Genomic DNA, 23819 nt, shown 5'->3' on the forward strand with positions numbered 1-23819 from the left:
AAAAGGAGACATTATGCGAAAGAAAGTAGTCATCATTTTATCTATCATGGTTATACTGTTCTTCATCATTAGCATTATTGGGGGAGCGAGTAAATATTGGAAGCAAGAGATCACGGCAGAACAAGGGGTGCTTGATCTAACAGATTATAATGTAGAATCAAATGAAATGATTGTATTAAATGGAGAATGGCAATTTTATAAGGGGCAGTTTCTTGATCCAGCATCGGCTGTGAACACTAGTAATAGTGGCTATATTGACGTACCTGCTTCATGGGATGAAAGATATCCTTCCTTGAAAGAGGATGTGGAAGTAGGGACCTATCGACTGGTTATCCAACTTCCTGAAGATGGAAATTATGGCATTAGAGTAAACATGATTCGTAATGCAAGTAACGTATTTATTAATGGTGTAGAAGCTAATGAACAAGGGAAAGTTTCAACTGAATCTACTGAATACCAGTATCGTCAGGGGAAGTATGAGGCGTATGGTCAAAGTGATAATAAAGAAATGGAAATCATGATTCATGTTGCCAATTACCAACACCCAAATGGCGGCATTATTAAGCCAATTATTTTTGGAAATGAGGAACAGATAGAATTACTAGCTGATCGTAATAAAATGATGGAAGGCTTTGTGCTTAGCGGCTTCGTTTTGTTAGCGATTATTGCTTTTTCTAATTTTATTCAGCAAAATAAATCAAGGCATGAGTTATATTTTGCACTATCAAGTCTGCTCCTAGCAGTTTATATTGCTGCAGGTGGGAATGAAAAGCTGATTTATTTACTATTTCCTAACCTATCGAATAGTAATTTGTTAAGTATACAGCTACCGTCTGCGATTTTATTCACTTTATTTTTCCTGCTATTTATTTATTCGCTATTTCGGAAATACGCTAATTTGTATATTGTAAAAGTTCTGGTTATATTATTAATCTTACAGGTAGTGTATCATGCTGTACCAATAAGAATCTTTGAGGTCGTACCGTTTATTACCTTAGAGTCAGGTCTCGTTTATTTTGTCATTCTGATTTCATTGCCTTATTTGTATTTTATCTTTATTCTTTTTAAGGCTTTTAGAGATCGGGCAGAAGGAATAGAATACTTAATGCTGGTGGTAACCTCGCTCATATGCTACGCGATAGCGTTAAGTCTGGATCTTTTATTTGGTATTCATGTGGATCAGCTTACAATATTTTCACTTTTCTTTATGGGACTTGGTTTTTCATTTTACATTTCTTATCGACGTAGATTGATTTTTGAGAAGTTGGACAGACTTTCGTTGGATCTGTTAACGCAAGAACAGCTTAAGGAAGAATCCCTGTTTAAAACATCGAAAGAACTGGATCGTCCAATTGATGATATCATCCAATCCTCCACGATTCTGATGAAAGGGGAAAGTGGGCCTCTAAAAATGCAGCAGCAGGAACTAGTTTATGACGTGAAAAATAATGCGGATAAATTAGCTCAGCTTCTAGAAAATTTTCGTAATGCAATGGGCGATAAGGAGCAATTAACGATAAAAATAGAGCCTCTACACTTAAAGGTGATAAATGAAATGGTGGATGACATGTCCCTTCATGTAAACAATTCGGTTGAAGTGGTCATCGAAAATCGTCTTGCAATGGATTCGCCATTGGTGATGGCAAATGAGAATAGTTTAAAACAAGTGATACTGCAGTTACTTGAAAATGCTATTGAAAATACGGAAAGCGGAAAAATTGTGGTGGAGAATAAAGTAATCAATCAAATGATGCACCTTTCTGTAGAAGATACAGGGAAAGGTATTCAAGAAAAATATATCCCATATGTGTTTGATACTTTTTTCCAAATTCCCGAAGCGCAGAAAACAACATCGAGCGGAATGGGACTTGGTCTAACCATCACAAAAAATTTCGTTACGTTGATGCATGGTGAAATCTGGGTGGAATCCAGTTCGGCAAAAGGCACTAGGATCACGTTTACATTACCAATTGCTGAAACAAATCAGGAGGGGGAATGGCTGACTCAAGAAAAAGAAATGGCGAAGAAGGGATCTGAAGAAGTGTCTTTATCAGAGCAAACAGAAAAGGAAGCAATAGACGCTAAAGTCATTCTCATTGCTGATTCAGATCCAGATCATTTCCTGCATTTGTCCTTTATTTTATCTCAATCCGGCTACAGAGTGATAGCGGCTCATAAGGGTGCGGATATGGATGGTTTTTTAAAGCGTGAATCTATTCATTTGGCTGTGATTGATATTAAAATGCCTGATATCTCTAGCCTTGCATTAATTAACACGATTCGTCAAGAATACAATCAAGTAGAACTGCCGATTCTTTTACTTTCACCTTTTATTTTAAAAACGGACAAAAGCAGTTTATTGCAAGCTGGTGTCAATGATTTTATGAGAAAGCCAGTCGCTGAGAATGAGCTTTTACCAAAAATTCAATCCTTATTTGCTGTGCAAGATGCCGTTGAACAATCGATAACAAATGAATTGAAAGCCTATCATGCACAAATCACACCACATTTTTTGTTTAATACATTAAATACAATCATTGCACTGAGCTATAAAGATGGAGATAAATCAAGAGAGGCATTATCTTATTTATCGATTTATTTTCGAGCCAAGCTGAATTATCAAAAACAGCAAAGCCTGGTACCACTTGATGATGAAATAGAATTAGTACAAGCCTATTTAGCCATAGAAAAACTTCGCTTTGGTGATCGGCTGACTATTCACTATAATATCGATGAGCAAGCTCAAATCCTTATACCATCTATGACGATTCAGCCTTTAGTAGAGAATGCCATACAGCACGGTCTTTTCGCGAAACCAATCGACGAGCCTACCTTCTCACTGTCGATCAAAGAGGAAGAAGACGTCATTGTCATCCGAGTAGAGGATAATGGTGTGGGCATACCAAAAGAAAAACAGGAGCAACTTTTACGTGGAGAAAGCCAGCGTTTCGGTTTTAAGAATCCTTTTGCAAAGCTTACATTGATTAAAAACGCCACATTTGAACTAGAAAGTGAAGAGGGGAAAGGAACAAGAATTTGGATTCGACTGAAAAGAAACGGGTGACCATTTATAGAACAATACATAGGTCAGCCTTGCTTTACCAAAGAAAACATAAAAAACTTTATAAAAGCAATATTCTAAAAAATAGACGTTCGATAAGAGCGTCTATTTTTATGACATATTTTTAGTGCTAGTGATTGGTATGCCATTACTCCTCATCAGCTAATAACTGGATTTTGAAAATATTTGTAATGCCGGTGCGGTCGGTGAATAGTGTGATGGAAACCAAATCACCTTCTGACAAATCAGAAAGCTGGATAACTGTATCCTGCTGATATATCCTCGAAAATTCTTCCAATATATCATCATATTGAAACTCACCTCGATAATTCTCATCATTGAGGGAAATACCATCAACTAATATAGAGTTCTCGCCAACTTCTTTTACTTCGGCATAGAATGTCTGAATATCAGAATGCGACAGTTCCCATGCATCTTCTTCGTAATCTTTATAAGCATTCATATATCCCACATAATAGCTAATCAATATGCCGGTGAGTAAAACGATAATGGTCATAACAATAGCGACTTTATTGGGGGGAACCATTTTACGCTTGCCTTCGGTTGCTCTTAAAGCCTTATTGATATGCCGTTTATAGACTTGAAAATAAACAACCACCGTAGCGACTAATATCATTAGAATGGCAAACAGTATGAGAAAATAAATAGGAAAACCCATGTAATCACCTCCTCTATATTCCGAAATATTCTTTAAAAATATAATAATAGCTTCTTGTAACATCCACACTTTTTCCGTTTGACATGGTCAGAATAAATTTTGACGAAAGAGTAGGTGTAATTCGCTGAACTCTATCCTTTGCAATGACAACAGAATTACTTATACGCAAAAATTTTGTTGGGTCAAGCAAACGGACAATTCGATATAATCGGTCACTAGCTTGATATAATGTTTCTTGCGTTTGAACTTCAACAGAGTGTCCGAATGTTTCGATATAAACAATCTCATCTACTGATAAAATAATCCGCTCATTGGTTTCTTTTTCTCTCACTGTCAAATGATCAATGAAGCTATTGGTTTCACTTAATACGAAGTCGGCAGTATCGTCTATTACAATCCCTCGTTCTTCGAGCGCACATTTGATTTCATCATAATGCTCATTGCTAATGTCAAGCTTGATTTTCAAATGGCAACCTCCTCTCGCTCCGCTGGGTACATGACCATTTTTCAAAAGTAGTATAGCAAACCGGATATTCATTTTTCAATATAAGAAGAACACTTTACAGAAATAGCCTCATAGATTACATCAAACAGCGTATACAGCAAAATCGGAAGGCAAGGGGCGGAATGAATGGTAACGTCGGGGAATGCGAAAGGCTCTGAGTAGTGAACACAGAGCCAATACGTGAGGAAGTAAACTTGGATATGTTGGCTAGAACGTAAGCCTAGATAAATCAAAGATAACCTATTCAGAGGAGAACCAGGATCAGAAACGAACTTGGAAAAACCGATCGTCCAGGATCGAAGAGTGTACAGCAAATGGGATCCAAATGGATAGATGCGTCAGATAATTCACATCATCTCCTTTATCTATCGGTACACCGATTCGTTTAAGGTCAACAGGAAGACGAAGGTTTAATTATTTCGGGCATTCGGATTATAGTGTGGAAAATCCATTTTAATATTTTTATTCGGACAAATCTCATTCGGAAAATCGTGTGTAAAAGGGACTATAACAATTCCATCAAATAAATTTGATTTAAATGGTTGCAATTTGAAATAATGAATAATATAATAACAATACATCAAACAAATTTGATATAAGGAAGTGAAACCAAAATGGTGTTACAAAATATAAGTGATACGAATCAACAGGAAATATTTAGAACTTACGAAGTTAAATTCAAAGCCTTGTCTGATCAAATCCGCCTGAAGATCATGTATGAATTAAACCAGAAAGGACAAATATGTGTTTGTGACTTAACTGAAATTATTGGTTTATCACAATCAAAATTATCTTATCATCTAAAGATTTTGCTTGATGTCAATCTAATTGAAAGGGAAAAAATCGGTACTTGGAATTATTATCGTTTAAATGAAGAAGAGGTAAGAGGACTACTCTCAGAAGAATTGTGCTGTATTTTTTATCCAGAGAGGAAATAAAAAATTTTAAGTTAAACATCAAATAAAATTGATCTATATATATCAATTTTTTTTGATTTAAAATGGAAAATGGAGGCAAAAAAATGGATAGTTTTTTGCAGTTTTTGAAAACATTTTTTACGCTTTTTATGGAGTTAACAGTGCTATTTATTTTTATCAGCTTTTTGGTGAGCTGGTTACAACAAAAGGTTACTGAGGATAGAATTAAACGGGTACTAGATCGTCCGAATAAATGGAGTGGTTATCTTTATGGAACAGGGCTAGGTGCTTTGACCCCGTTTTGTTCATGCTCCACCATACCAATTTTAGCGGGCTTATTATCTTCCAAAGCACCATTTGGTCCTTCAATGTCATTCTTGATTGCTTCACCTCTCTTGAATCCAGTCATCGTAATATTACTTTGGACCTTACTAGGATGGAAGTTAACACTTTATTATGTTGTCATTGTAGGGGTATTTTCAGTATTGATTGGTGTAGTTTGGAAAGCATTGGGGCTTGAGCATTCTGTTAAAAACGTGAACGTTAGAAAAGCAAGCAGTCAAGAGGACAATCTTAAGAAATCAAAGTGGAAATTAGCGCTTGAAGATGCTTGGGGATTCTTTTATCCATTACTGCCTTATTTATTAATTGGTGTTTTTATTGGGGCATTTATTTATGACTTTATTCCGCAAGAATTTATCGTCAAATATGCAGGAGGCGACAAGCCTTGGACAATTCCAATAGCCGCAGTTGCTGGTATTCCAATGTATATTCGTGCAGAAGCAATCTTACCTATTGGTGACGCTCTAGTAAGCAAGGGGATGGGGATTGGTTCCGTTATCGCCCTCTTAATCGGAGGAGCAGGGGCAAGTATTCCCGAAGTTGTCTTGTTGAGTAAGCTTTTCAAGAAAAAATTAGTGATTACATTTGTAGCTTCTATTTTGATAGTTGCTATTAGCACAGGATTTATTCTTCAAATATTTCTTTAAAGGAGGTGATTCGTATGGCAGAAAAAAAGTCAGGGCTTAAAAAATTGCTCTCTAAGTCCAATAAAGACTGTTGTAGTATTGAAATCGAGGAAGTAAAAGCCAGTGAAAAAGACTGTTGTGATACTACGGAACAGAAGAGTGATAAACAACAGAAAGAGGCTTGATGATCAGTCAGAATTTTTTGGCATCGAAACAAAGGACTTTCTAAAAAAGTCCTTTGTTTTTCGCGAGTGGCAGCACATACCACTAAAGGGTGAAAGTCCCGAATGCGCCGCCCAGCCGGAAAGCATTAGCTGACATGTAGTGCGCGTACTGTGAAGTAGCGTGCGGAGGACATGAAAGCAAACCTCTGACCAGAGCTGGGATCCCATGATGGCATGAGAGAAGGATGACTGTGCAAAACAACAGGAAGTCCAAATAGCTGGCAATCTCGACATGTTTGGTGTTTAGTGCTTGCTTGATGCAGGCTAAAAGCTGAAAGTCTGGAACAGCTGGATAAATTTCTTCCATATAAGCCTTGGTTGTTCCTTCATCACGGATAGCACCCGTTGCGACAAGAAGATCGCCAAGCTGCATTTCAGGTTGGAGGGCCCCGCAACTGCCTATCCGAATCGCATACTTGACCCCAATGTTCGCAAGTTCTTCCACACCAATTCCAGTGGATGGTCCGCCCATGCCAGTTGACATCACGAGTACACGAGTCCCGTTGTAGTATCCAATCAAACTTTTATACTCCCGATTAAAGACTAATTCCTTAGGAGAATCCAACCACTTTTTTAATCGATCTACACGTGCAGGATCACCAGGCAGGAGGACTTTATCAACTGCTATGTCATTTGATAATTGGATATGAGGCTGAACAGTTTTGGGCAAATTTTCACCTCCTTTTGTGAAATATATAACTTAATAAGCTGTTGTTCACTATGAGGTCAATCATAACGGAGATAAAATGTTTTCGTTTTCATCAATTGTATATTATTTTGAACTACCCCCACTTCATTTTCTAATGAAAATTTGAAGTGGGAGATTCCTGCGAACACCGGTGCATCCACCAGTTTTTTAGCAGGCTAACCCCGTCATCCCAACGGTTCGTGCTTTATATCTTGTACGCCCGACTCGCCACACGTCCTACTTTAGCTTGATTTTCGCAACTTCGGGTCGTGTGGGGCGACTGAACGTTGAAGATTTTACGTTGCAGACGATTTTCCTGCAACAACCTCCTATCTTCAGTTTTCAAAGAGCAACTTACAATCATATTATAGCACAAATGTTCGCTGTTTTCAACTATTTAGGATACTACCGACATTCATCTCCCACCTACTCATTGGGCTATGCCCTTCACATTCCTTGAGGTGGGAGTCTTCTGTCGGAGTTTGATAAAGGATTATTGGTAAATAGCAAAGACCAATTTTCATAAAAATGAAAGAAAAGGATGCATTTCCGGTAATTAGAATGAAACAGCCTAATTTTAGAAAAAATTGTCGTACAGCAGCTCCGTTGTTTGGTACATACTAAAAGACAAGGAGGTGTTAGCCATGGATAAGAAAGAGAAGAATAACAAGCAACCATTTGAAGGTGGTAAAGGCGTTCAAACGGTGCAAAATCAGTTGAATGAGAGTTATCAAAGTGGAGTGGTGGAAGACCAATTAAAAAACAATAGAGGAGTACATCATTTTAACAATAAGAGCAGATAATAAAAATAAGAATGTATCTATTTGTTGAAAGGACGTCGCTACTTGTTGATTACGATACTAAGTGGTGACGTTTTACATAGCGGGTGTATGGCTTGCAAATATAAAATAATATGTTAAAATCAATTCAGGAACACTAGTTCTCTTTAGTGGCGGTGGGAGGGGAAGAATAAATATGTGTCGGCGTTCTAGCAAAAGAAATTTAGAGATTAATGAAATTATCAAATTGTATGAAGATGGAGAAAGTACAACCGAAATCGCAACAATTGCAAACGTTTCCTCGAGGTATATTCGAATGCTATTGAAACAGCATCATGTTGAAATGAGACCACGCGGGAGCTGGAAGAGAAAATATACATTAAATGAAGATTATTTTAAAACATGGTCAAATAATATGGCATATATACTAGGTTTTATCATAGCAGATGGAACCATAGCTAGAGATGTTCAATTTGTAAGCATAGCTCAAAAAGAAAAATATATTCTTGAAGCTATAAGAGAAGAATTAGGATCCAATCAACCGATTGTTAAAAATAAAGATACCGGAGTTTATATGTTAACCATAAATAGTAAAGTAATGAAGAATGATTTAATCGAAATACATGGGGTAAAACCTAACAAATCAAGTACTATTGAATTTCCGCACGTACCTAAGGAATATATGAGTCATTTTATTCGAGGTTATTTTGATGGTGATGGTTATATTAATTACAAACAATATACCGTAACATTTGTAAGTGGATCCAAATCTTTTCTGGAAGCTTTGATTAACGTCCTGAAAGAAAAAGAATTTACGCCTCAATTCCAACAGCAAGGTGCAAATTATCGAGTACACATAAGAGGTAGAAAATCCGTTAAGTTATTTTCCGATTGGATATACAAAGATAAAAATGAAGGGCTCTACCTGATAAGGAAATATCATACTTTTAAAGAGGAAAAATTAGAGTTACATCAACTTGCGGATAGAAAACATGTAAATACGCAAGAGGCGATCATGAGACGAAAATTAAATTTTCTAACCATTTATGCCCTCACTCATTCCATGGAATATACATGTGCGTGCATCGAAATAAAACCAGCATCCATAAACAGGTGGATGAATAATGCTAAATTATTTAAGCGTAACTTTGAGTTTATAAAAAATGACATAAAAAAAAGTGAATAAACCGTATTTTCAGTAGATATATGGGATGTTTTAATGAATTTACTCCTTTTGAGTTTTATTTTAAAAGAGAAGGGTAGCTTAGAAAACGTTCAAAGGCAGGATTATAAAAATAAAAATCTAGTTAACATAATATATATTATCGGAAGTCGTAATAAAAAACAAAATTCTGTCTCATATACTAAGTATACTTTAGATAGTGAGACAGAATTTTGTTAAACACTAGGATGCAGTTTGTTTTTTTCTATATTATCTAATACTTCGTTATCAATTTCTAATCTTCAAACCACTCACAGCTTTAAAAAAATCTTTTGCAAATTAAAACAAATTCTTCCCGATGGCATATGCGCGGTTATTAAACCGAATTCTTTATCATTAACTGCATATGTACTAATTCGTTTCTTCATATTTGTATTTATGTCAATTCCCAAATCATCATTTTCTTCATCGCTTTACTATTTTCAAGATAATTCCTTTTGGTATACATTACCATCTTACTAATTCGACGCTGCACTAACAAGCCACCAGCCTACTCCTATGTATACTTAGAGGCAATCAATAAACTCTGGTCAAAAGCATTGCTGTTGGTAAGTATTCTTTAAAAGTGGTAATATCAGAGCTGCACACAACGCTGGTACGAAAGGAGAAATTTCCGCTTGTAAAGGCAATATCCGAATCACTTTCTTGAAATAGAGCCACATCTTCCCCGTCTTCATTTTGACAGGAGGTTGAGGTGTCTGAGATTCGATACGTGATATAGTCCACACCTTCTGGGGCGATAAATTCTTCTCCAGCTAGGATTGTATCCCGTTCCCCTGGATCACATGATACTTTTGAGCCAAAAGTTTCTTTATTATAAAAAAACGAGGGTCATAATGCCGACAATGATACAGTAAAACGCAAAATATTCGAGTTTTCCACGCAGCATGATATGCATAAACCACTTTAATGCAAAGTAGCTTGCGATAAAAGCGGTAATAAAGGCTATCAGATATGGCGCCCACAACTGAGTCATCGCTGGATCTCTTGTGATCTCAGGGATTTCTAATAGACCCGTACCTAAACTGACTGGGATATAGAGTAAAAAAGAAAAACGCAAGGCCGTTTCTTTTTTCATCCCAACAAGCATCGAAGCAACAATGGTTGCACCAGATCTGCTGATGCCTGGTGTCACTGCAATAGACTGCACTAGACCGACGATGATCGCATCTTTTGTCGACAAATCGCCATCTTGTTTACGACCACGTAAGTTGCGAATCATCCAAAGAGCCAGTGCTGTGACTAACAGCGTAATTCCGACGACTTCTGTTCCATTTAAAACTTCACCAAGTACATCTCCGAATAGCAGGCCGATAATCCCAACAGGAATGGTTGCAATCACCAAATAGATCACAAACATAAAGTCCTTTTTCGTTGCTGGCTCTCTTTTTAATAGAAAACGGCATGTATTCATGAATAAACGAGCGATATCCTTACGATATATCAGCATAACAGCAAGCAAAGAAGCAAAATTGACGAATATTTCAAAAGATAATCCCTCTGTTTCCAGGTTAAATAATTTCCTGACAATAATGATATGACCACTAGATGATATGGGTATTGGTTCTGTGACTCCTTGAACAAGACCAAGGATAAAATATTGCAGTAAAGTCCAGATCTGACTAAAAGATTCCATCATTTGATTCCCTCTCTTTTTAATGAATATCTGTTTTCTGAAAATAGGCGATCATCATTACAGCCCCAGCCAGCGCCGTAATGGCAATCATTGTATAAGAATATTCAGCTGGATAAGTGGCCGGAAGTGTTTGATTTGCTATATCACCTGCTGCTGCCCATGGAAATAACCCTCTATGTTCTGAATTACCTGCCATAACGTTGATCAGCGTGATAATAATCGTAAAAATGATGGTGGGGACATAATTTTTCATCACCAATGTAACGAATATGATGGGAGTGGAAAGGATAAATAATAATACGCCACCCGTAACAAATTGCTGCAATGATGCTAATAACAGCGAAGTGCTCCAACCATCAAACTGTAGTAATAAACCTATTCCGGCAGTGAGGCACCAAGCCAGTGCGGTTAACAGTGAAATCCAGATGAATAGTAACATCATCTTGCTCACCATGAAGCTTAGACGGGACACAGGGATAGTTAGTAAATTTTTTAATGTGTTTTCCGTGTATTCCCGATGAAAAAGATAAGTTGTTACTACTCCATATAACGGAACGCCTATAATAAGAACGGTATACAAATTGACTTGAAAGAAAAGCTGATCGAAAAGAATTGTCTCTTCACTAATGTAGCTTGCAACCACTACAACAAAAGGAGCTACTGTAGCGCCAAGTATGCTTATCAACAGCATGCTGGAGCGTTTTAATTTTAAACATTCCGTCCATAATAAACTAACCAATGGCACCACCTCCAACTAGTTTGGTAAAGTAATCTTCCAGTCTGTCTTCGTTTATCATTATTTTGAATACTTCTATCCCATGTTCAACCAACGCTTGATTGATCTTTCCTTGTTGTCCTACATGAGAATAGATACGAATGTTGCCCCCAAGATGAACTACATAATCAACAATACCAAAGTGTTTTTCCAAAATCATCGCTGCTTTATGATCGTTAGAGACCTGAAATTCTAAATACTTGCGATTCCTTTCTTTCATTTGCTGAAAGGAGATTTCTTCTAGAAGTTTGCCCTCGTGAATCATCCCGATATGGTCAGCTAATTGTTCGATTTCCGATAAAATATGACTGGACACAAAAATCGTTATGTTTCTTTCTCTTGCCAGTGTTTGAATCATGTTTCTCATTTCTTTAATGCCAATTGGATCTAAGCCATTGGTAGGTTCGTCTAGTATTAATAATTCTGGGTAATGAAGCAGAGCTCTAGCGATTCCTAACCTTTGCTTCATGCCTAACGAATATTGTCCCACTAGCTTTTTTGTTTCATGCTGTAAATCAACTATCTCTAAAGCCTCTTCCAGTGCATTTCTCTTATGAACCCCCATGATTTTCGCATTGATTGATAAATTTTCTTTTGCGGTTAGATTTTCATAAAAACCTGGCACTTCTACGATGGAACCTATCCGTCTTAAAATATCTTTTTGATGTTTAAAGAAATTCTCCCCAAATATTTCGATGCGTCCAGAGGTTGGTTTAATCAATCCCAATAGCATGCGGATGGTAGTCGTTTTTCCGGCTCCGTTTCTGCCAAGAAAACCGTATATGTCTCCTTGATTTACCGTTAAATGAAGCTGATCTACAGCATGTTGCTGCTGGTAAGTTTTCGTTAAATGGGACGTTTTAATAATTTCGCTTATGGTAAACACCTGCTTTCCCTACTTATAGTTATATTATAAGGAACAAATTTTAAAACGCCCTTAATGATTTCTTAATTGTTTCTTAAAAAGGTTTTTTTCGTCATATTTAGGAAGGGAAAAGCCGAAAGTCGTTCTTGTCCAGGGGTTGCTCTCCACCCAAATCTTTCCGTGCTGTTTCTCTACCAGTGCTTTTGCAATAGCTAATCCAAGACCGCTCCCCTTGTTCCATTGATTTCTGGATTGGTCCACGCGATACATCTTGTCAAATACATAGGGCATATCTTGATCACTTATCCCAGGACCCTGATCCCAAATCAAAAGCTGATACTCATTAGCCGATTCAGTTAGTTCTACTCCTAGCACCTTTCCTTCTTTCCCATAATATAAGGCGTTTTTTAGGAGATTGCCGATAACCCGTGTCAAACTCAAACGATCTGCTTGAATAAAACAGGTTTTCTCTGGAATGGTCGTATGTAATGCAATGGCTTCTTGTTTTAAATCAGGCAAGAACGCAATCAATGATTCTCTTGTTATTTCAGCAAAATCTAACTGCTCTTCTTCCAAATGGATTTCATCCGCATCTATTTTGGCCATATGAAAAAGTTCATCCACTAGATGTTTTAAACGGCTTGATTTTCTGGATATGATATCCAAATACGCTTGTTTTTCTGTTTCTGACGCTGCTATACCATCCTTCAAGGCATCGATATAGCCAATTATGGATGTAAGCGGTGTACGAAGATCATGGGAAATACCTGAAAGTATCTTCTCTCGTGCTTGTTGTGATTGTAACGATTGAATCTGTATTTCCTCTGCTTCTTCTATTAATTCATTGATGGAAAAAATGATATCATCTAACGTATGGTCGGGATTCGTCCATAATCTGGTTTTTAAGTTTCCTTGAACAGCTCGCTTGATGGCCTTATTTATTTGCTTTAACTGTAAAAAAGTACGAATTCTCATCCCAATTAACATCACAGTGATAAGAATTAGCAACGTAAATAGCACATCTATAGCTTGTTCTTTAGCCGGTCCGTTAACAGAAGTATCGATAAGAAAGATACCTGCTAATATAAAAAATTGGCAGACAATAAGTAATAATACCTTATCCTTTTTCATCGTGTTCACCTACAAATTTATAGCCTATGCCCCAGACGGTTTGTATAAATACTGGATTTGATGGATCCCTCTCTATCTTTTTTCGTAGTTTTCTAATATGAACCATGACGGTATTGTCATCCTCAATGTAGCTGCTTCCCCAGACATTGCGAAATAACTGTGTTTTGGTGAAAACCTGTTCCGGATGGGAAGCTAGAAACGTCAGTAATTCAAATTCTTTAGCGGTCAATGGGATATCCTGTTCATGAGCAGTAATGTTATATTTTTTTCGGTCGATGGTTAAATGTGGATACGTTATCGATGTATGCTCGGTCGTACTTTCTTCACTTCCCAGCACCAAGTATCTTCTAATTAATGCCTTTACCCTGGCAATTACTTCATTAATACTGAATGGCTTTGTCAAGTAATCATCCGCTCCAATGCCCAACCCCAGCACCTTATCTACTTCTTGGTCTTTTGCTGTAAGCATTAAGATCGGCACATTAGACGTTGCTCGAATCCTTCTACATACTTCTATTCCGTCTAGCTTTGGCATCATCAAATCCAATAGCAATAGATTATAGGAATGTTGATGACACGCTTGCAACACTTCTTCCCCATTAGCCACTACGTCTACTTGATATAACTCTCTTTCTAAGTATTTTTTTAGCAAATCACGGATTTCTTTCTCATCATCCGCCACCAGTATACGTATCTCTTCCATATGTTCACCTGCTTTTTTAAAAGTTTTTATCTCTTAACCTTCGAAACTTCAATAAATATTGAAATAAAAGGTATATTCATAAACTAGATTGGCAAACCTGTCAATATTAGAAACTATGAATCGGAGGTTTATCCAATATGAAGTATAACATAATCATAGGTATCGCTTTTTGTGTTTGCCTATTTATTTTCTTACCTAATGTGCATGCAAATGATGGAAAAATGTACGAGGTCAATGCAGAAAAAGTGGAATTACGAGACGCACCTGCTCAGGAAGCAAATGTAGTTGCTGAGTTGCAGCGCGGTGCAAAGGTAACGGTGTTTGAAGATTCGTATGGTTGGGGCGAAACCTTTTATAACGGTGAGAAAGTCTGGGTTGCTATCCACCTGTTATCAGAAGTGAATGCGAATCAAGCAGCTGATTCAGACAGAGAAACAGAGACTACTACATCGGAAGAAGATAGACAGTTATATCATGTGCAAGCACCTGCCGTCAATGTGCGTAACGCACCTGATACCCATGCAACGATTATAACAACATTAAATAAGGGAGACAGGGTCACTATTTTTCAAGAAAAAAACGGTTGGGGTAAGACCTATTATCAGAATAAAGAAGTGTGGATCGCTTTATATCTGCTAGATAAAGAAACGGAGAAAGTAGATAACGAGAAACCAACGGAAAAGGAGATAGCGAAGGCATCAGCAAAGCACAAGCAAGTAGCGTCCGCAGTAACCACAGATCAAGAAAATAGTGACAAAGAACAGAAACATGTTGAAAAAGCACAGGAAGAAATACAGACAGATCCAACAAAGCAAGCTAGTGAAAACACGTTAGAGGATTATCATATTGTGATCGATCCCGGTCATGGCGGTAAAGATCCCGGCGCCATTGGATCCGAAGTAAATGAAAAAACGTTAACGTTATCTACGGCAAATAAATTAGCAAAACAGTTACGTGATAAAGGGGTTTCCATTACCTTAACGAGGACGAATGATACGTATATTCCATTAGAAGAACGAGTGAGTATCAGCAATTCCGCACAAAAAGCCATTTTCATTAGCTTACATTATAATGCCTCGACAGAAACAGCGGCACGTGGAATCGAAACGTTTTATCACGATGGTGTAGAAGATCAAAAGCTTGCGAAATCTGTTCAGGCCTCATTGATTGATCATGCGGAACTTCAAGATCGCGGAACAAAGCAAGCAGATTTTCAAGTGTTAAAGGAGAACAAGCAGCCAGCCATTCTAGTAGAGCTTGGGTTTATTAGTCATGGGGAGGAACAGCAGCTGATTCAAACCGATCATTATCAAGAAAAAGCGGTTGCAGGAATAATAGCTGGTTTAGATACTTATGTTCATGGGTAACACCCCCTATCCCTTAACGATGCTGCTCGTTAAGGGATAGAGTTGTTTATTTTTTTACTACCTCATCCAAGTAAGCATAACATTTTCCATTCAGTTAACTTAGCGCTATACTATTATTTAGGGTAACGAAATAAAAAGGACTAAAGAAGGGATAATATAGTGAATGTAGAACAAGTCGCAAAGCGTAATGCAGCTATTATGTGGTTTGCGAATTTTTTTATTGCCGCTAGTTTGACGATGGTCATTCCATTTCTATCCTTATATATTGAAACATTAGGCAATTATTCTGATGACTATGTCCAGCGTTGGTCCGGCTGGGTATTTGCTATTTCTTTTTTAATCGCCTTTATTGTTTCGCCATTTTGGGGTAGATTTGGTGATAAACATGGACGGAAAATATTTTTGGTTTTTGCTGCATTTGGTCTAGGCATTAGTGTATTCTTAATGGGCTTTGTTACCAATGTGACGCAGCTTTTTTTCTTACGCTTATTTATGGGTTTTTTTACTGGTTTTATTTCTATGTCACAGGCGTTTATCTCTACCCAAACACCTCCAAAAATCGCTGGAAAAGTACTAGGTACGTTACAAACGGGTAATGTCACAGGTAGTTTATTAGGGCCGCTTTTCGGTGGGATATTGGCGGATGCGTTTAGTTATTCTGCCACCTTTCAATTAACTGCCGCTACTTTATTTATTGCCGCTTTTCTAGTAACGTTTGGTACAAAAGAGTTAAAACAAAAAACAAAACAAGCAGAAAGTCATTATTCGGTTGGTCAGGTGCTACAGCACATTATTAGTAAGCCGGTATTGGTGGTCATTATGCTTGTCTCGATGTTTGTGCAAGTAGCCAATTTTAGTATACAACCGATTCTTTCCTTATATGTCAGCGAAATTCATGGACCGGCAAGCATTGCCTTCTTTTCAGGTCTTGCTTTTTCCGCTGCTGGTTTAGGAAATTTATTAATGTCGAGAAATTGGGGTAAGTTAGGAGATCGAATAGGCTATGAAAAGGTACTGGTTATTCTTTTATTCTTATCAGCCATTTTCTTCTTACCAGGGGCGTTTGTTGGATCGATTTGGCAATTAGTAGTGGTTCGCTTTCTATTAGGAACAGCAATTGGCGGTGTCATTCCGCTTCGAACGGCCTATATTCGTGAGGTTTCTCCTTATCAAATTCAAGGGGAAGTACTAGGTTATAACACAAGTATTCGTTTTCTAGGTAATATTATCGGTCCAGTAGTGGGTGGCTGGATTGCAGGGCTTTATGATATTGCCGCTGTCTTTATTTTTAGCAGTGTGTTATTGCTATTAAGTGCCATTAGTCTGCTTATGACCATCAAGCGTGATCAGAAACAAGGGTTGGAGCAATCTCCTGTTCATTCCTAAGTTGAATAATCAAACAAAGAGCAGGTTCGAGGTCAATCCACGCAGAACCTGCTCTTTGTTATCTTGCCTTCTCTATGTATGGAACCGATTGCTTATCCCTTGTTTATCATTTAAAATAAGTTATTAAAAATAACATAGGAGAATGCCTTATTTCAAAATTATGCTCAGGGTTTGCCCTTCTTTTGTTAACCTTATTATTGGTCTATGATTATTTCCCTATCCAACAATTAGTAGTTTCTAAGACGACGGTTAGCATGCTGCTTCTTGTCTGTATCCTTATCAGTCTATTTTTTCAGCGTTACACAAAGAATGATAGACAAGATGGACTGAAATGGCAAGCGTTTATAACGATTTATATCCTATGCCTGATCGGGATATTTTCCCTTTTAGGCGGCGAGTCTTCGGTGGGTATTTCATTTCATAACGGTTTTTTCTGGATTGTTTTATTGATTTCTCTAGCTGAAATGTTCTTTCAATGGAAAAAGCCTGAATCGCGGGAACAGTAAATTAAATGGTGCTACAGCTTCACAGCATACCCATCTGCTGCATAAAATGAACCCCATCGGAACTTACCCAGTAATCTTTGATTTTTCCGTCCTCCAGAAAGAAGATATCCATCCCTTGAAAAGCTATCACTTTCCCTGCCTTTGCCTGTGCACCTGGCATCGTTCCGTTATACGTGCCGGTGAAACGCCATCGAGCAGATACATAATTTCCTTCTTCGATAGGCCCTGTTTCAATAGACATCTTTACATCGTCAAAGAAGGCACACCCGCTCCCAATCATATCTTTTAGCGCTTCTGCCCCCTTCTGCCTTTCCGAATTTTGCTGGTCAAGCCTTGCTTGATGTACGGTACAGTCAGGGGATGTTATGTCATCCAACACAGATATATCTTGATTCCATGCCTGAACCCAGCGTTCGTATATTTGTTTCCCATTATGCACGACCATCCTCATCAACTCCCTGTTTAAAAAGGGAGAGGTGAAAAGCACCCCTTCTCCTCCCTTTTTCCTTATGGACACCATTTGTTTAATATCCAGCAAATTCCTTGGAACGGATGTTATCTTCATTCACACCCGCTTCTATCAGCATATCTTGCATCGCTTCCACCATACCGCCGGGACCAGACAGGTAATAGATCGGTTTATGGATATCGGAAACGTAACGTTTGAGCAGCTTGGCACCAATATGACCACGTTCACCACCCCATTCATCGGCACTTGACCTTGTCATAACCGGAACAAATTGGAAATCAGGATTTCTTTCTGCCATTTCCTCCAAATCGGATAGAAATGGGGCATCTTCTGGGGTTTTATTGGAGTATAATAACGTTATCTCATGATCTGTCTCTTGATTCGTAGCCTCGGCAATCATGCTGCGGACAGGTGTGATCCCAATACCGCCAATAATAAATACAGCCGGAGTGGATTCTGTTTTGTGGAGGGTGAAACTTCCGCTTGCTCCATCAAATTCGACCTCGCTTCCCTCTGGTAAATCCTTTAATTCCTGCTTAAAAGCAGAATCCCTTATGCGCGTAGCCGTCACTAATTCATTTTCGCTCGGTGCATAGACCAGCGATAAGGCTCTTTTATTCCCTTCTTCATCTGTTTTACTTGGGTTAATCAGCTTAATATGAGTGAGCTGACCTGCTTTAAAATCAAATCCATCTGGCATTTCCCAATGAAACGCCATCGTATCTTTGGCCACTAATTCTTTTTTCTTTAAAGTGATTTTTTGATTTGCCATTTTTATTCGCTCCTTTATGATGAAACTCCTTTATTTGAAAATCATATGTTATTTTGCTATATCCTATTTCTACCCTTATTTTTCCTTTGCTAAACAGGCAGTTGTTCCTAAAGAAAATGCTGCCAACAAATAATGTTGGTGAAAGGAGTACTTTCCTATATTGCAATGTGCATATGACGTGATTAGAATAGTAGTAATACCATCATGATTTTTTTATAAGGAGGATAATGATGAAGGTTAAACGTATTGTTGCTAATATTGAAACACCTGAGATGGAAAAGGCTGCTTATTTTTACGGGGAGATTCTTGGATTGGATCAGTTGATGGATTTGGGGTTTATTACAACGTTCGGTTCGCATGATAAAATGGATACACAAATTAGCTTTCTCTCACAAGGAGGGTCTGGAACGCCTGTCCCTGATCTATCAATGGAAGTGGACGACTTGGATGATTTATTGGTTCGTGTGCAAGAAGCAGGGATTGCTATTGAATATGGGCCAGTCGAGGAACCTTGGGGGGTTCGGCGATTCTATGTCCGCGATCCTTTCGGCAAGCTGATTAATATTCTTGTTCATCTATAAGTAAGCACAGGGAGAGCGTCCATTTGAACTAAATGGACGCTTTTATTTCATGTGCGCTGCTCTTATCACTATTCGACCTTATTTCCTAAACCAAACCTCTATTTGAAATTCATTTTCATGCAGATAGGCGGTTACATGGCCTCCTTGCTTGTCAACCAACTGTTGTACAATGTGCAAGCCTAAACCTAAATGTCCATCCGCGCGGCTCTGATCTATCCGGAAGCTTCTATCAAACATACGTTCGACATCTTTTTGATTAACGCCAGTAATATCATTTGCGGCATGTAAACGAACATAGTCGTCCTCTTCGACCCAGTCGATAGAAAAATAGGTTTGCGCATAACGCAATGCATTCTGGATGATATTATTAATGATTCGATGGACAGCCTTTTTATCAGCCCATATCGGTGATACAGGTGTTTCTTCCATCTTTACCTGCAAGTTACTTTTCTCAAAATCGTTATAGAACATCAGCATCGTTTCTATTACGATTTGATCGAGTGATACCTGTTCGATCTCTAAAGGCTGATCAGCTGAATCTATTTGCGAGATCTCATAGAACATATCTACTGTCATGGTCAAGTGGTCCATTTTCTGCTGGATAATCTGTAAAAACTCGCTTCTCTCTGCTTCTGATAAGGAAGGGTCATTTAACAATTCCGTAAAACCTTGCATAGAGGTTAACGGTGTTCTCAAATCATGTGAAATATTGGTAATTTCCTGCTTGAGTTCTTTTTCTCGTTTTTGTGCTTGCTGCTGATCCTGTTTAAATAACCGAAGCAACTGATTAATTCGAGAAAGGAAACGAACAACATTTTTATTGCGTGTGTTGGTACGAACCAGCTCATTGGTACCGAAATGTTCGATGATATTCATTAGTTGATGGGTCATGCCCTTGATCTCCCAATGAAGAAATACCAGCCTACCTATGCTGATGACTAGCAGGACCGCAAGTACGATGATAATCAACCAGCTGCTCATGGTTATGTCTCCCCTTTTTTAATCAATCGATGTTTTGTTTAGTGAATTTTCTTGCCCCGAATAGTAATGCAGGAATGGCAAGCACAATGCCTGTTATCCAACAACGAAAATCAATGGAAGTGGCTTGAGCCATAAAATCATTCAAGTTGCCTCTTAATAAAATGTCTGGTCCATACTGGTAAAGTTGATTTAATCCGGAGATCGGTCGAAAAATGGAATAAACGAACTCACCAGAATACGTAAATAGGACAAACAATATAATGATGATGTAAATGGTATTAATCTTTGTCATTTTCATGCTATGAATGATCGTAAATCCAGCGAATACAAGCGGGACCATATTGGTAAGAGCGATAAGAAAATTGGTGATAGATTGCTCCTCTTTAGCTAAGAGACTTTCTCCCAAACCAACGATGAAGAATAGACTGACCACACATAATAAGAGAAAGTAGCTTAATGTAAGCATAAATTTAGACCAAAAAATTGACTTTCGTGAAATACCAAAAGAGATGGCTTGTTTTATCAGTGTCATGTCCTTGCCAGTCAACATCAAATTAAACAAAAAAGCGATAATAACTAGAAAAGTCCCACTACTCACCACATTCGAATACAAAAATCGACTCGTAGCATAAGGAAAGTCAGTTTCAATCTGATTAAAAAAATATAACAGCAGAGCGGCCATCATTTGAAGCAGAAGGCAAATGCCACCTGTTACGTACAGACTTGGTTTTCGCAATAAACGATAGTGTTCACTTTTGATATAATTCATCATTGGATCTCCTCCCCGACTAATCCTAGGAAAAATTCTTCCAAGTTAAGAGCTTCTAAACGAAACTCCATTACCACCACCCCATTCTCAATCAAGAGGCGATTGATGTTACCAGCTTCTTCGATATAGTTTTGGATCGTAATCATTTGATCAGGAAGGACTTTATATCGAATATCGCCATAATTTCGTTCTAATAATTGCACCGCCTTAGCTGTATCCTCGACCTTCAGTTGGATTTGTTTTCTACTTTTTTCATCTAAATCTGCTTTGCTTAAGTCTTCCACTACTTGACCATCCTTCACAAAAACAAAGCGTGTGGCCAGCAGTTGTAATTCCGTTAAAATATGACTGGAAATCAAAATCGTTATTTGTTTTTCTTGATTGAGCTTCAGCAGCAGTCGTCGCATTTCCCTAATCCCTTCCGCGTCTAAGCCATTGATTGGTTCGTCCAGCACCAAACAATCGGGGCTGCTTAGTAGCGATAATGCTATGCCTAGTCGCTGTTTCATGCCCATGGAATATTCGCGGAATCGTTTTTTCTTTTGCTTGGCCAAGTCCACAATTTGCAATACTTCCTGAACTCGCTGCTTTTCCACCACGCCTCGCTGGATGCGAAAGTATTCGAGGTTTTGACTGGCGGTAAAATCTGAGAAAAAGGCCGGTGTTTCAATCATAAAGCCCATTCTCTTTTTAGCCTCCGCTAAATCATTACCTGTAGCACCAAATAAGTGAATATCACCCGCTGTCGGCATGAGTTGTCCCGATAACATCTTAAAGATCGTTGACTTACCGGCTCCGTTTTTCCCAATTAGGGCACAGATTTCTCCCTTCCCCACGGAAAAATCTAGTGGTTTGATTACTTCCTCCTTCTTAAACGTCTTTGTCAATTGGTTGGTTTGTATGACGGTATCCATCGCATTGACTCCTTCACTAAATATTCTTTCTTGATACGTATAGTTTAGCGCAGGTGTCTTTAAAATCCTTTAAGCAAAATATAAAGAAATCATAAAGTTAATGGAACGAATCGGCGCATTATACTAACATAAACCCTACTCCCCAAATCGTTTTAATATACTCATCTGGGGTGATGTCAGCTATTTTTTTGCGCAGGTTGGAGATATGTACACTGATGGTATTGTCATCACCTACATAGGTTCCTTTCCAAATTTTTTCATAAATCTCTTGTTTGGAGAAGGCACGGTCGGGATGATCGATCAATAAGCATAAGATATCCAACTCGGCTTGTGTGAGCTGTAAGGGTTGTTCTTCTAAAGTCGCTGCATATTTATGGAGGTCAATCGATAAACCTCGCCATTTTTTCTCTGCTTTTTGTTCCGGCTGTGTCGCGGATTTTCGTAATTGTACTTCGACACGGGCTTCTACCTCTTTCTGGTGAAAAGGTTTGGTGATATAGTCATCCGCTCCCATCTGCAAGACTTGCACCTTATCCTCGATTCCAATCTTGGCAGAAATGACGATAATCGGGATGGCGCTTTCTTCTCGGACTTGAGTAATCAGCTCCTCTCCACTAATACCGGGCAGCATCAAATCTAATAAGATGAGATCAAAGGATTGACGCTGCAGTTGCAGCAGTCCTTCGGTACCGGAATAAGCCGCAACAGTTGCTATCCCAGCCTTGGTCAAAATCACCTGCAACAATTTACTAATTTCTTGATCATCTTCTATCAATAAGACGTCTTTTCCTGATTTCAATTCTACCACTCGCCTTTTTACTATAATCTTTTTATTGCTATTATTATTCCAGATTTTCTGGCTTTGTACAATAGCTTACCTGGATAACGCAAATGGACAGCATGAAAAAACGCATTCGCTCATAGTTGGAGTGAATGCGTTTTTCACTAAAAAGGATGCGTTACATGGATTGCCTCTCCACCATTTGGTAGGGGATGTTCACCTTTTCTTTTGATCGATGAATCACGAGGTTCAAGGCTTGTTCTCCAATTTTCGTTAGCTGATGATCGACGGTGGACAGTCCCAAGCCGATACCCACGGGTTGATTTTCTTGACCGATAATCGCTACATCACTTGGTATTTGTAGTTGTTGCGACTGAGCATACAAATAAATGCCGCCGGCCACTTCATCTCCATTGGCATAAATGGCAGATGGTCGTTCAGGCAATTGCATAAATTGCTGAGCTGCTGCATATCCATCATCTAAAGACTGGCAATTTGTAATGTGGTAGCCAGCCGGTATGTCTCCGAAAATCTCTTGATATGCAGCGATGATTTGTGTGGTACTGTTGCTTGCGAGCCTGGCTGTTGTAAAAGCTACGGCTTGGTGTCCCTTGTTTTTTAATAATTGCAGGGCATCTAGGAAAGAACGATAGCGATCTGTATAGGCACAACCAATCTCCGGTTGCTCGGTAAATTCACAAGAGATAATCGGACCATATTGGCTGTATGGAACAATCTTCTCCCAGTCATTGGCCCTAGAAGTAAGGATGATACCATCAAACAGCTTACTTTTTATTTTTTCTAAGTAGCCTATTTCTTTCGCTTTATCATATTGAGAAGGTAGCACGGTTATTAAATAGTCCTGTTTTGAAGCCTTGTTTAGTATACCGTGTAACAGCTGATCAAAGGCCGTATTGTTGTTATAGGGCAGAATAACGCCTATATTTCTAGTTTCGCCGCGAATTAAATCAATCGCATGCTTATTTGGCGTATAGTTTAACGCTTCGATGATGTCTAAGACAGCGGCTCGTTTATCACTCGCGACATACTTATAATTGTTAAGGACTCTGGAAACAGTGGATACCGATACACCTGCCTGTTTAGCAATATCGTGAATATTTGTCATCCGATCGCTCCTAT

At 38.4% G+C, this 23819-nt stretch carries 26 protein-coding genes; 10 read left to right on the top strand and 16 right to left on the bottom strand.

What is annotated here, in order from left to right; translation table 11 throughout:
- Positions 1-13 precede the first annotated feature (13 nt).
- The gene (locus E0E32_RS13210) at positions 14-3064 is read left to right on the top strand and encodes an ATP-binding protein (RefSeq protein ID WP_130859939.1); all 3051 of its coding nucleotides are present in this window, start codon (positions 14-16) and stop codon (positions 3062-3064) included.
- A gap of 145 nt (positions 3065-3209) precedes the next feature.
- On the opposite strand, the gene E0E32_RS13215 is transcribed toward E0E32_RS13210, so the two are convergent.
- A complete protein-coding gene (locus E0E32_RS13215) occupies positions 3210-3740 on the bottom strand; it encodes a hypothetical protein (RefSeq protein WP_130859940.1) in 531 nt (176 codons plus the stop codon).
- A 13-nt stretch (positions 3741-3753) separates the two neighbouring features.
- Positions 3754-4206 carry a LytTR family DNA-binding domain-containing protein gene (locus tag E0E32_RS13220; RefSeq protein WP_130859941.1) on the bottom strand — a complete coding sequence of 151 codons (453 nt, stop codon included), beginning with the start codon at positions 4204-4206 and terminating at the stop codon, positions 3754-3756.
- A gap of 653 nt (positions 4207-4859) precedes the next feature.
- Between E0E32_RS13220 and E0E32_RS13225 the strand changes: the two genes are divergently transcribed.
- From E0E32_RS13225 to E0E32_RS22290, 3 genes are all read left to right on the top strand, one after another.
- A complete protein-coding gene (locus E0E32_RS13225; RefSeq protein ID WP_066193463.1) occupies positions 4860-5183 on the top strand; it encodes an ArsR/SmtB family transcription factor in 324 nt (107 codons plus the stop codon).
- Positions 5184-5266: 83 nt separating this feature from the next.
- Positions 5267-6151, top strand: coding sequence for a permease (locus E0E32_RS13230; RefSeq protein ID WP_130859942.1), 885 nt, complete (start codon positions 5267-5269; stop codon positions 6149-6151).
- A 14-nt stretch (positions 6152-6165) separates the two neighbouring features.
- Positions 6166-6315: a hypothetical protein gene (locus E0E32_RS22290; RefSeq protein WP_162840602.1), complete on the top strand. Its 150-nt coding sequence runs from the start codon at positions 6166-6168 to the stop codon at positions 6313-6315.
- A gap of 82 nt (positions 6316-6397) precedes the next feature.
- On the opposite strand, the gene E0E32_RS13235 is transcribed toward E0E32_RS22290, so the two are convergent.
- On the bottom strand, positions 6398-7024 hold the full coding sequence (locus tag E0E32_RS13235) for a nucleoside phosphorylase (protein ID WP_066193468.1): 627 nt from the start codon (positions 7022-7024) through the stop codon (positions 6398-6400).
- A 662-nt stretch (positions 7025-7686) separates the two neighbouring features.
- On the opposite strand from E0E32_RS13235, the gene E0E32_RS22295 reads away from it, so the two are divergent.
- Positions 7687-7845, top strand: a complete 159-nt coding sequence (locus tag E0E32_RS22295; RefSeq protein WP_162840603.1) for a hypothetical protein — start codon at positions 7687-7689, stop codon at positions 7843-7845.
- Between the two features lie 172 nt (positions 7846-8017).
- Positions 8018-9007, top strand: a complete 990-nt coding sequence (locus E0E32_RS13240) for an LAGLIDADG family homing endonuclease (protein ID WP_130859943.1) — start codon at positions 8018-8020, stop codon at positions 9005-9007.
- Positions 9008-9559: 552 nt separating this feature from the next.
- On the opposite strand, the gene E0E32_RS13245 is transcribed toward E0E32_RS13240, so the two are convergent.
- The 6 genes from E0E32_RS13245 to E0E32_RS13270 all read right to left on the bottom strand — a co-directional run bounded on the left by E0E32_RS13245 (position 9560) and on the right by E0E32_RS13270 (position 14153).
- Positions 9560-9769 carry a hypothetical protein gene (locus E0E32_RS13245; protein WP_130859944.1) on the bottom strand — a complete coding sequence of 70 codons (210 nt, stop codon included), beginning with the start codon at positions 9767-9769 and terminating at the stop codon, positions 9560-9562.
- A gap of 88 nt (positions 9770-9857) precedes the next feature.
- Positions 9858-10679: an undecaprenyl-diphosphate phosphatase gene (locus E0E32_RS13250; protein ID WP_066196540.1), complete on the bottom strand. Its 822-nt coding sequence runs from the start codon at positions 10677-10679 to the stop codon at positions 9858-9860.
- A gap of 19 nt (positions 10680-10698) precedes the next feature.
- The gene (locus E0E32_RS13255; protein WP_066193474.1) at positions 10699-11418 is read right to left on the bottom strand and encodes an ABC transporter permease; all 720 of its coding nucleotides are present in this window, start codon (positions 11416-11418) and stop codon (positions 10699-10701) included.
- A complete protein-coding gene (locus tag E0E32_RS13260) occupies positions 11411-12331 on the bottom strand; it encodes an ABC transporter ATP-binding protein (protein ID WP_130860203.1) in 921 nt (306 codons plus the stop codon). The genes E0E32_RS13255 and E0E32_RS13260 overlap by 8 nt, the downstream gene beginning before the upstream one ends.
- 60 nt (positions 12332-12391) lie before the next feature.
- Positions 12392-13450, bottom strand: coding sequence for a sensor histidine kinase (locus E0E32_RS13265; RefSeq protein ID WP_130859945.1), 1059 nt, complete (start codon positions 13448-13450; stop codon positions 12392-12394).
- The gene (locus E0E32_RS13270; protein ID WP_130859946.1) at positions 13437-14153 is read right to left on the bottom strand and encodes a response regulator transcription factor; all 717 of its coding nucleotides are present in this window, start codon (positions 14151-14153) and stop codon (positions 13437-13439) included. The genes E0E32_RS13265 and E0E32_RS13270 overlap by 14 nt, the downstream gene beginning before the upstream one ends.
- Before the next feature lie 137 nt (positions 14154-14290).
- Here E0E32_RS13270 and E0E32_RS13275 point away from each other — a divergent pair, with 137 nt between their 5' ends.
- The 3 genes from E0E32_RS13275 (at position 14291) to E0E32_RS13285 (ending at position 17412) form a co-directional block, all read left to right on the top strand.
- On the top strand, positions 14291-15520 hold the full coding sequence (locus E0E32_RS13275) for an N-acetylmuramoyl-L-alanine amidase (RefSeq protein ID WP_130859947.1): 1230 nt from the start codon (positions 14291-14293) through the stop codon (positions 15518-15520).
- Between the two features lie 159 nt (positions 15521-15679).
- Positions 15680-16906, top strand: coding sequence for an MFS transporter (locus tag E0E32_RS13280; RefSeq protein WP_286171916.1), 1227 nt, complete (start codon positions 15680-15682; stop codon positions 16904-16906).
- Between the two features lie 182 nt (positions 16907-17088).
- The gene (locus tag E0E32_RS13285) at positions 17089-17412 is read left to right on the top strand and encodes a hypothetical protein (protein ID WP_066193485.1); all 324 of its coding nucleotides are present in this window, start codon (positions 17089-17091) and stop codon (positions 17410-17412) included.
- 19 nt (positions 17413-17431) lie between these two features.
- Here E0E32_RS13285 and E0E32_RS13290 read toward each other — a convergent pair whose 3' ends face one another.
- Both E0E32_RS13290 and E0E32_RS13295 read right to left on the bottom strand, forming a co-directional pair.
- On the bottom strand, positions 17432-17857 hold the full coding sequence (locus E0E32_RS13290; protein ID WP_130859948.1) for an ester cyclase: 426 nt from the start codon (positions 17855-17857) through the stop codon (positions 17432-17434).
- Positions 17858-17936: 79 nt separating this feature from the next.
- The gene (locus E0E32_RS13295; RefSeq protein WP_130859949.1) at positions 17937-18653 is read right to left on the bottom strand and encodes an FAD-dependent oxidoreductase; all 717 of its coding nucleotides are present in this window, start codon (positions 18651-18653) and stop codon (positions 17937-17939) included.
- 230 nt (positions 18654-18883) lie between these two features.
- On the opposite strand from E0E32_RS13295, the gene E0E32_RS13300 reads away from it, so the two are divergent.
- Positions 18884-19234, top strand: coding sequence for a VOC family protein (locus E0E32_RS13300; protein ID WP_130860205.1), 351 nt, complete (start codon positions 18884-18886; stop codon positions 19232-19234).
- Positions 19235-19312: 78 nt separating this feature from the next.
- On the opposite strand, the gene E0E32_RS13305 is transcribed toward E0E32_RS13300, so the two are convergent.
- The 5 genes from E0E32_RS13305 to E0E32_RS13325 form a co-directional block, all read right to left on the bottom strand.
- Positions 19313-20215 carry a sensor histidine kinase gene (locus tag E0E32_RS13305; protein ID WP_130859950.1) on the bottom strand — a complete coding sequence of 301 codons (903 nt, stop codon included), beginning with the start codon at positions 20213-20215 and terminating at the stop codon, positions 19313-19315.
- 22 nt (positions 20216-20237) lie between these two features.
- Positions 20238-20984 carry an ABC transporter permease gene (locus E0E32_RS13310; RefSeq protein ID WP_286171918.1) on the bottom strand — a complete coding sequence of 249 codons (747 nt, stop codon included), beginning with the start codon at positions 20982-20984 and terminating at the stop codon, positions 20238-20240.
- The gene (locus tag E0E32_RS13315) at positions 20984-21898 is read right to left on the bottom strand and encodes an ABC transporter ATP-binding protein (protein ID WP_066193497.1); all 915 of its coding nucleotides are present in this window, start codon (positions 21896-21898) and stop codon (positions 20984-20986) included. The genes E0E32_RS13310 and E0E32_RS13315 overlap by 1 nt, the downstream gene beginning before the upstream one ends.
- Before the next feature lie 118 nt (positions 21899-22016).
- Positions 22017-22697, bottom strand: a complete 681-nt coding sequence (locus E0E32_RS13320) for a response regulator transcription factor (RefSeq protein WP_066193499.1) — start codon at positions 22695-22697, stop codon at positions 22017-22019.
- Positions 22698-22857: 160 nt separating this feature from the next.
- Positions 22858-23805, bottom strand: a complete 948-nt coding sequence (locus tag E0E32_RS13325) for a LacI family DNA-binding transcriptional regulator (RefSeq protein ID WP_066193501.1) — start codon at positions 23803-23805, stop codon at positions 22858-22860.
- Positions 23806-23819 lie beyond the last annotated feature (14 nt).

Source organism: Gracilibacillus phocaeensis (genome assembly GCF_900626275.1).
Lineage (GTDB): Bacteria > Bacillota > Bacilli > Bacillales > Amphibacillaceae > Gracilibacillus > Gracilibacillus timonensis.

What these genes read in the sequence shown, in the direction of transcription:
- E0E32_RS13210 (WP_130859939.1), top strand. Translation starts at nt 14, where the DNA reads ATGCGAAAGAAAGTAGTCATCATTTTATCTATCATGGTTATACTGTTC.
- E0E32_RS13215 (WP_130859940.1), bottom strand. Translation starts at nt 3,740, where the DNA reads ATGGGTTTTCCTATTTATTTTCTCATACTGTTTGCCATTCTAATGATA.
- E0E32_RS13225 (WP_066193463.1), top strand. Translation starts at nt 4,860, where the DNA reads ATGGTGTTACAAAATATAAGTGATACGAATCAACAGGAAATATTTAGA.
- E0E32_RS13230 (WP_130859942.1), top strand. Translation starts at nt 5,267, where the DNA reads ATGGATAGTTTTTTGCAGTTTTTGAAAACATTTTTTACGCTTTTTATG.
- E0E32_RS22290 (WP_162840602.1), top strand. Translation starts at nt 6,166, where the DNA reads ATGGCAGAAAAAAAGTCAGGGCTTAAAAAATTGCTCTCTAAGTCCAAT.
- E0E32_RS22295 (WP_162840603.1), top strand. Translation starts at nt 7,687, where the DNA reads ATGGATAAGAAAGAGAAGAATAACAAGCAACCATTTGAAGGTGGTAAA.
- E0E32_RS13240 (WP_130859943.1), top strand. Translation starts at nt 8,018, where the DNA reads ATGTGTCGGCGTTCTAGCAAAAGAAATTTAGAGATTAATGAAATTATC.
- E0E32_RS13250 (WP_066196540.1), bottom strand. Translation starts at nt 10,679, where the DNA reads ATGGAATCTTTTAGTCAGATCTGGACTTTACTGCAATATTTTATCCTT.
- E0E32_RS13265 (WP_130859945.1), bottom strand. Translation starts at nt 13,450, where the DNA reads ATGAAAAAGGATAAGGTATTATTACTTATTGTCTGCCAATTTTTTATA.
- E0E32_RS13270 (WP_130859946.1), bottom strand. Translation starts at nt 14,153, where the DNA reads ATGGAAGAGATACGTATACTGGTGGCGGATGATGAGAAAGAAATCCGT.
- E0E32_RS13275 (WP_130859947.1), top strand. Translation starts at nt 14,291, where the DNA reads ATGAAGTATAACATAATCATAGGTATCGCTTTTTGTGTTTGCCTATTT.
- E0E32_RS13290 (WP_130859948.1), bottom strand. Translation starts at nt 17,857, where the DNA reads ATGGTCGTGCATAATGGGAAACAAATATACGAACGCTGGGTTCAGGCA.
- E0E32_RS13295 (WP_130859949.1), bottom strand. Translation starts at nt 18,653, where the DNA reads ATGGCAAATCAAAAAATCACTTTAAAGAAAAAAGAATTAGTGGCCAAA.
- E0E32_RS13300 (WP_130860205.1), top strand. Translation starts at nt 18,884, where the DNA reads ATGAAGGTTAAACGTATTGTTGCTAATATTGAAACACCTGAGATGGAA.
- E0E32_RS13305 (WP_130859950.1), bottom strand. Translation starts at nt 20,215, where the DNA reads ATGAGCAGCTGGTTGATTATCATCGTACTTGCGGTCCTGCTAGTCATC.
- E0E32_RS13310 (WP_286171918.1), bottom strand. Translation starts at nt 20,984, where the DNA reads ATGAATTATATCAAAAGTGAACACTATCGTTTATTGCGAAAACCAAGT.
- E0E32_RS13315 (WP_066193497.1), bottom strand. Translation starts at nt 21,898, where the DNA reads ATGGATACCGTCATACAAACCAACCAATTGACAAAGACGTTTAAGAAG.
- E0E32_RS13325 (WP_066193501.1), bottom strand. Translation starts at nt 23,805, where the DNA reads ATGACAAATATTCACGATATTGCTAAACAGGCAGGTGTATCGGTATCC.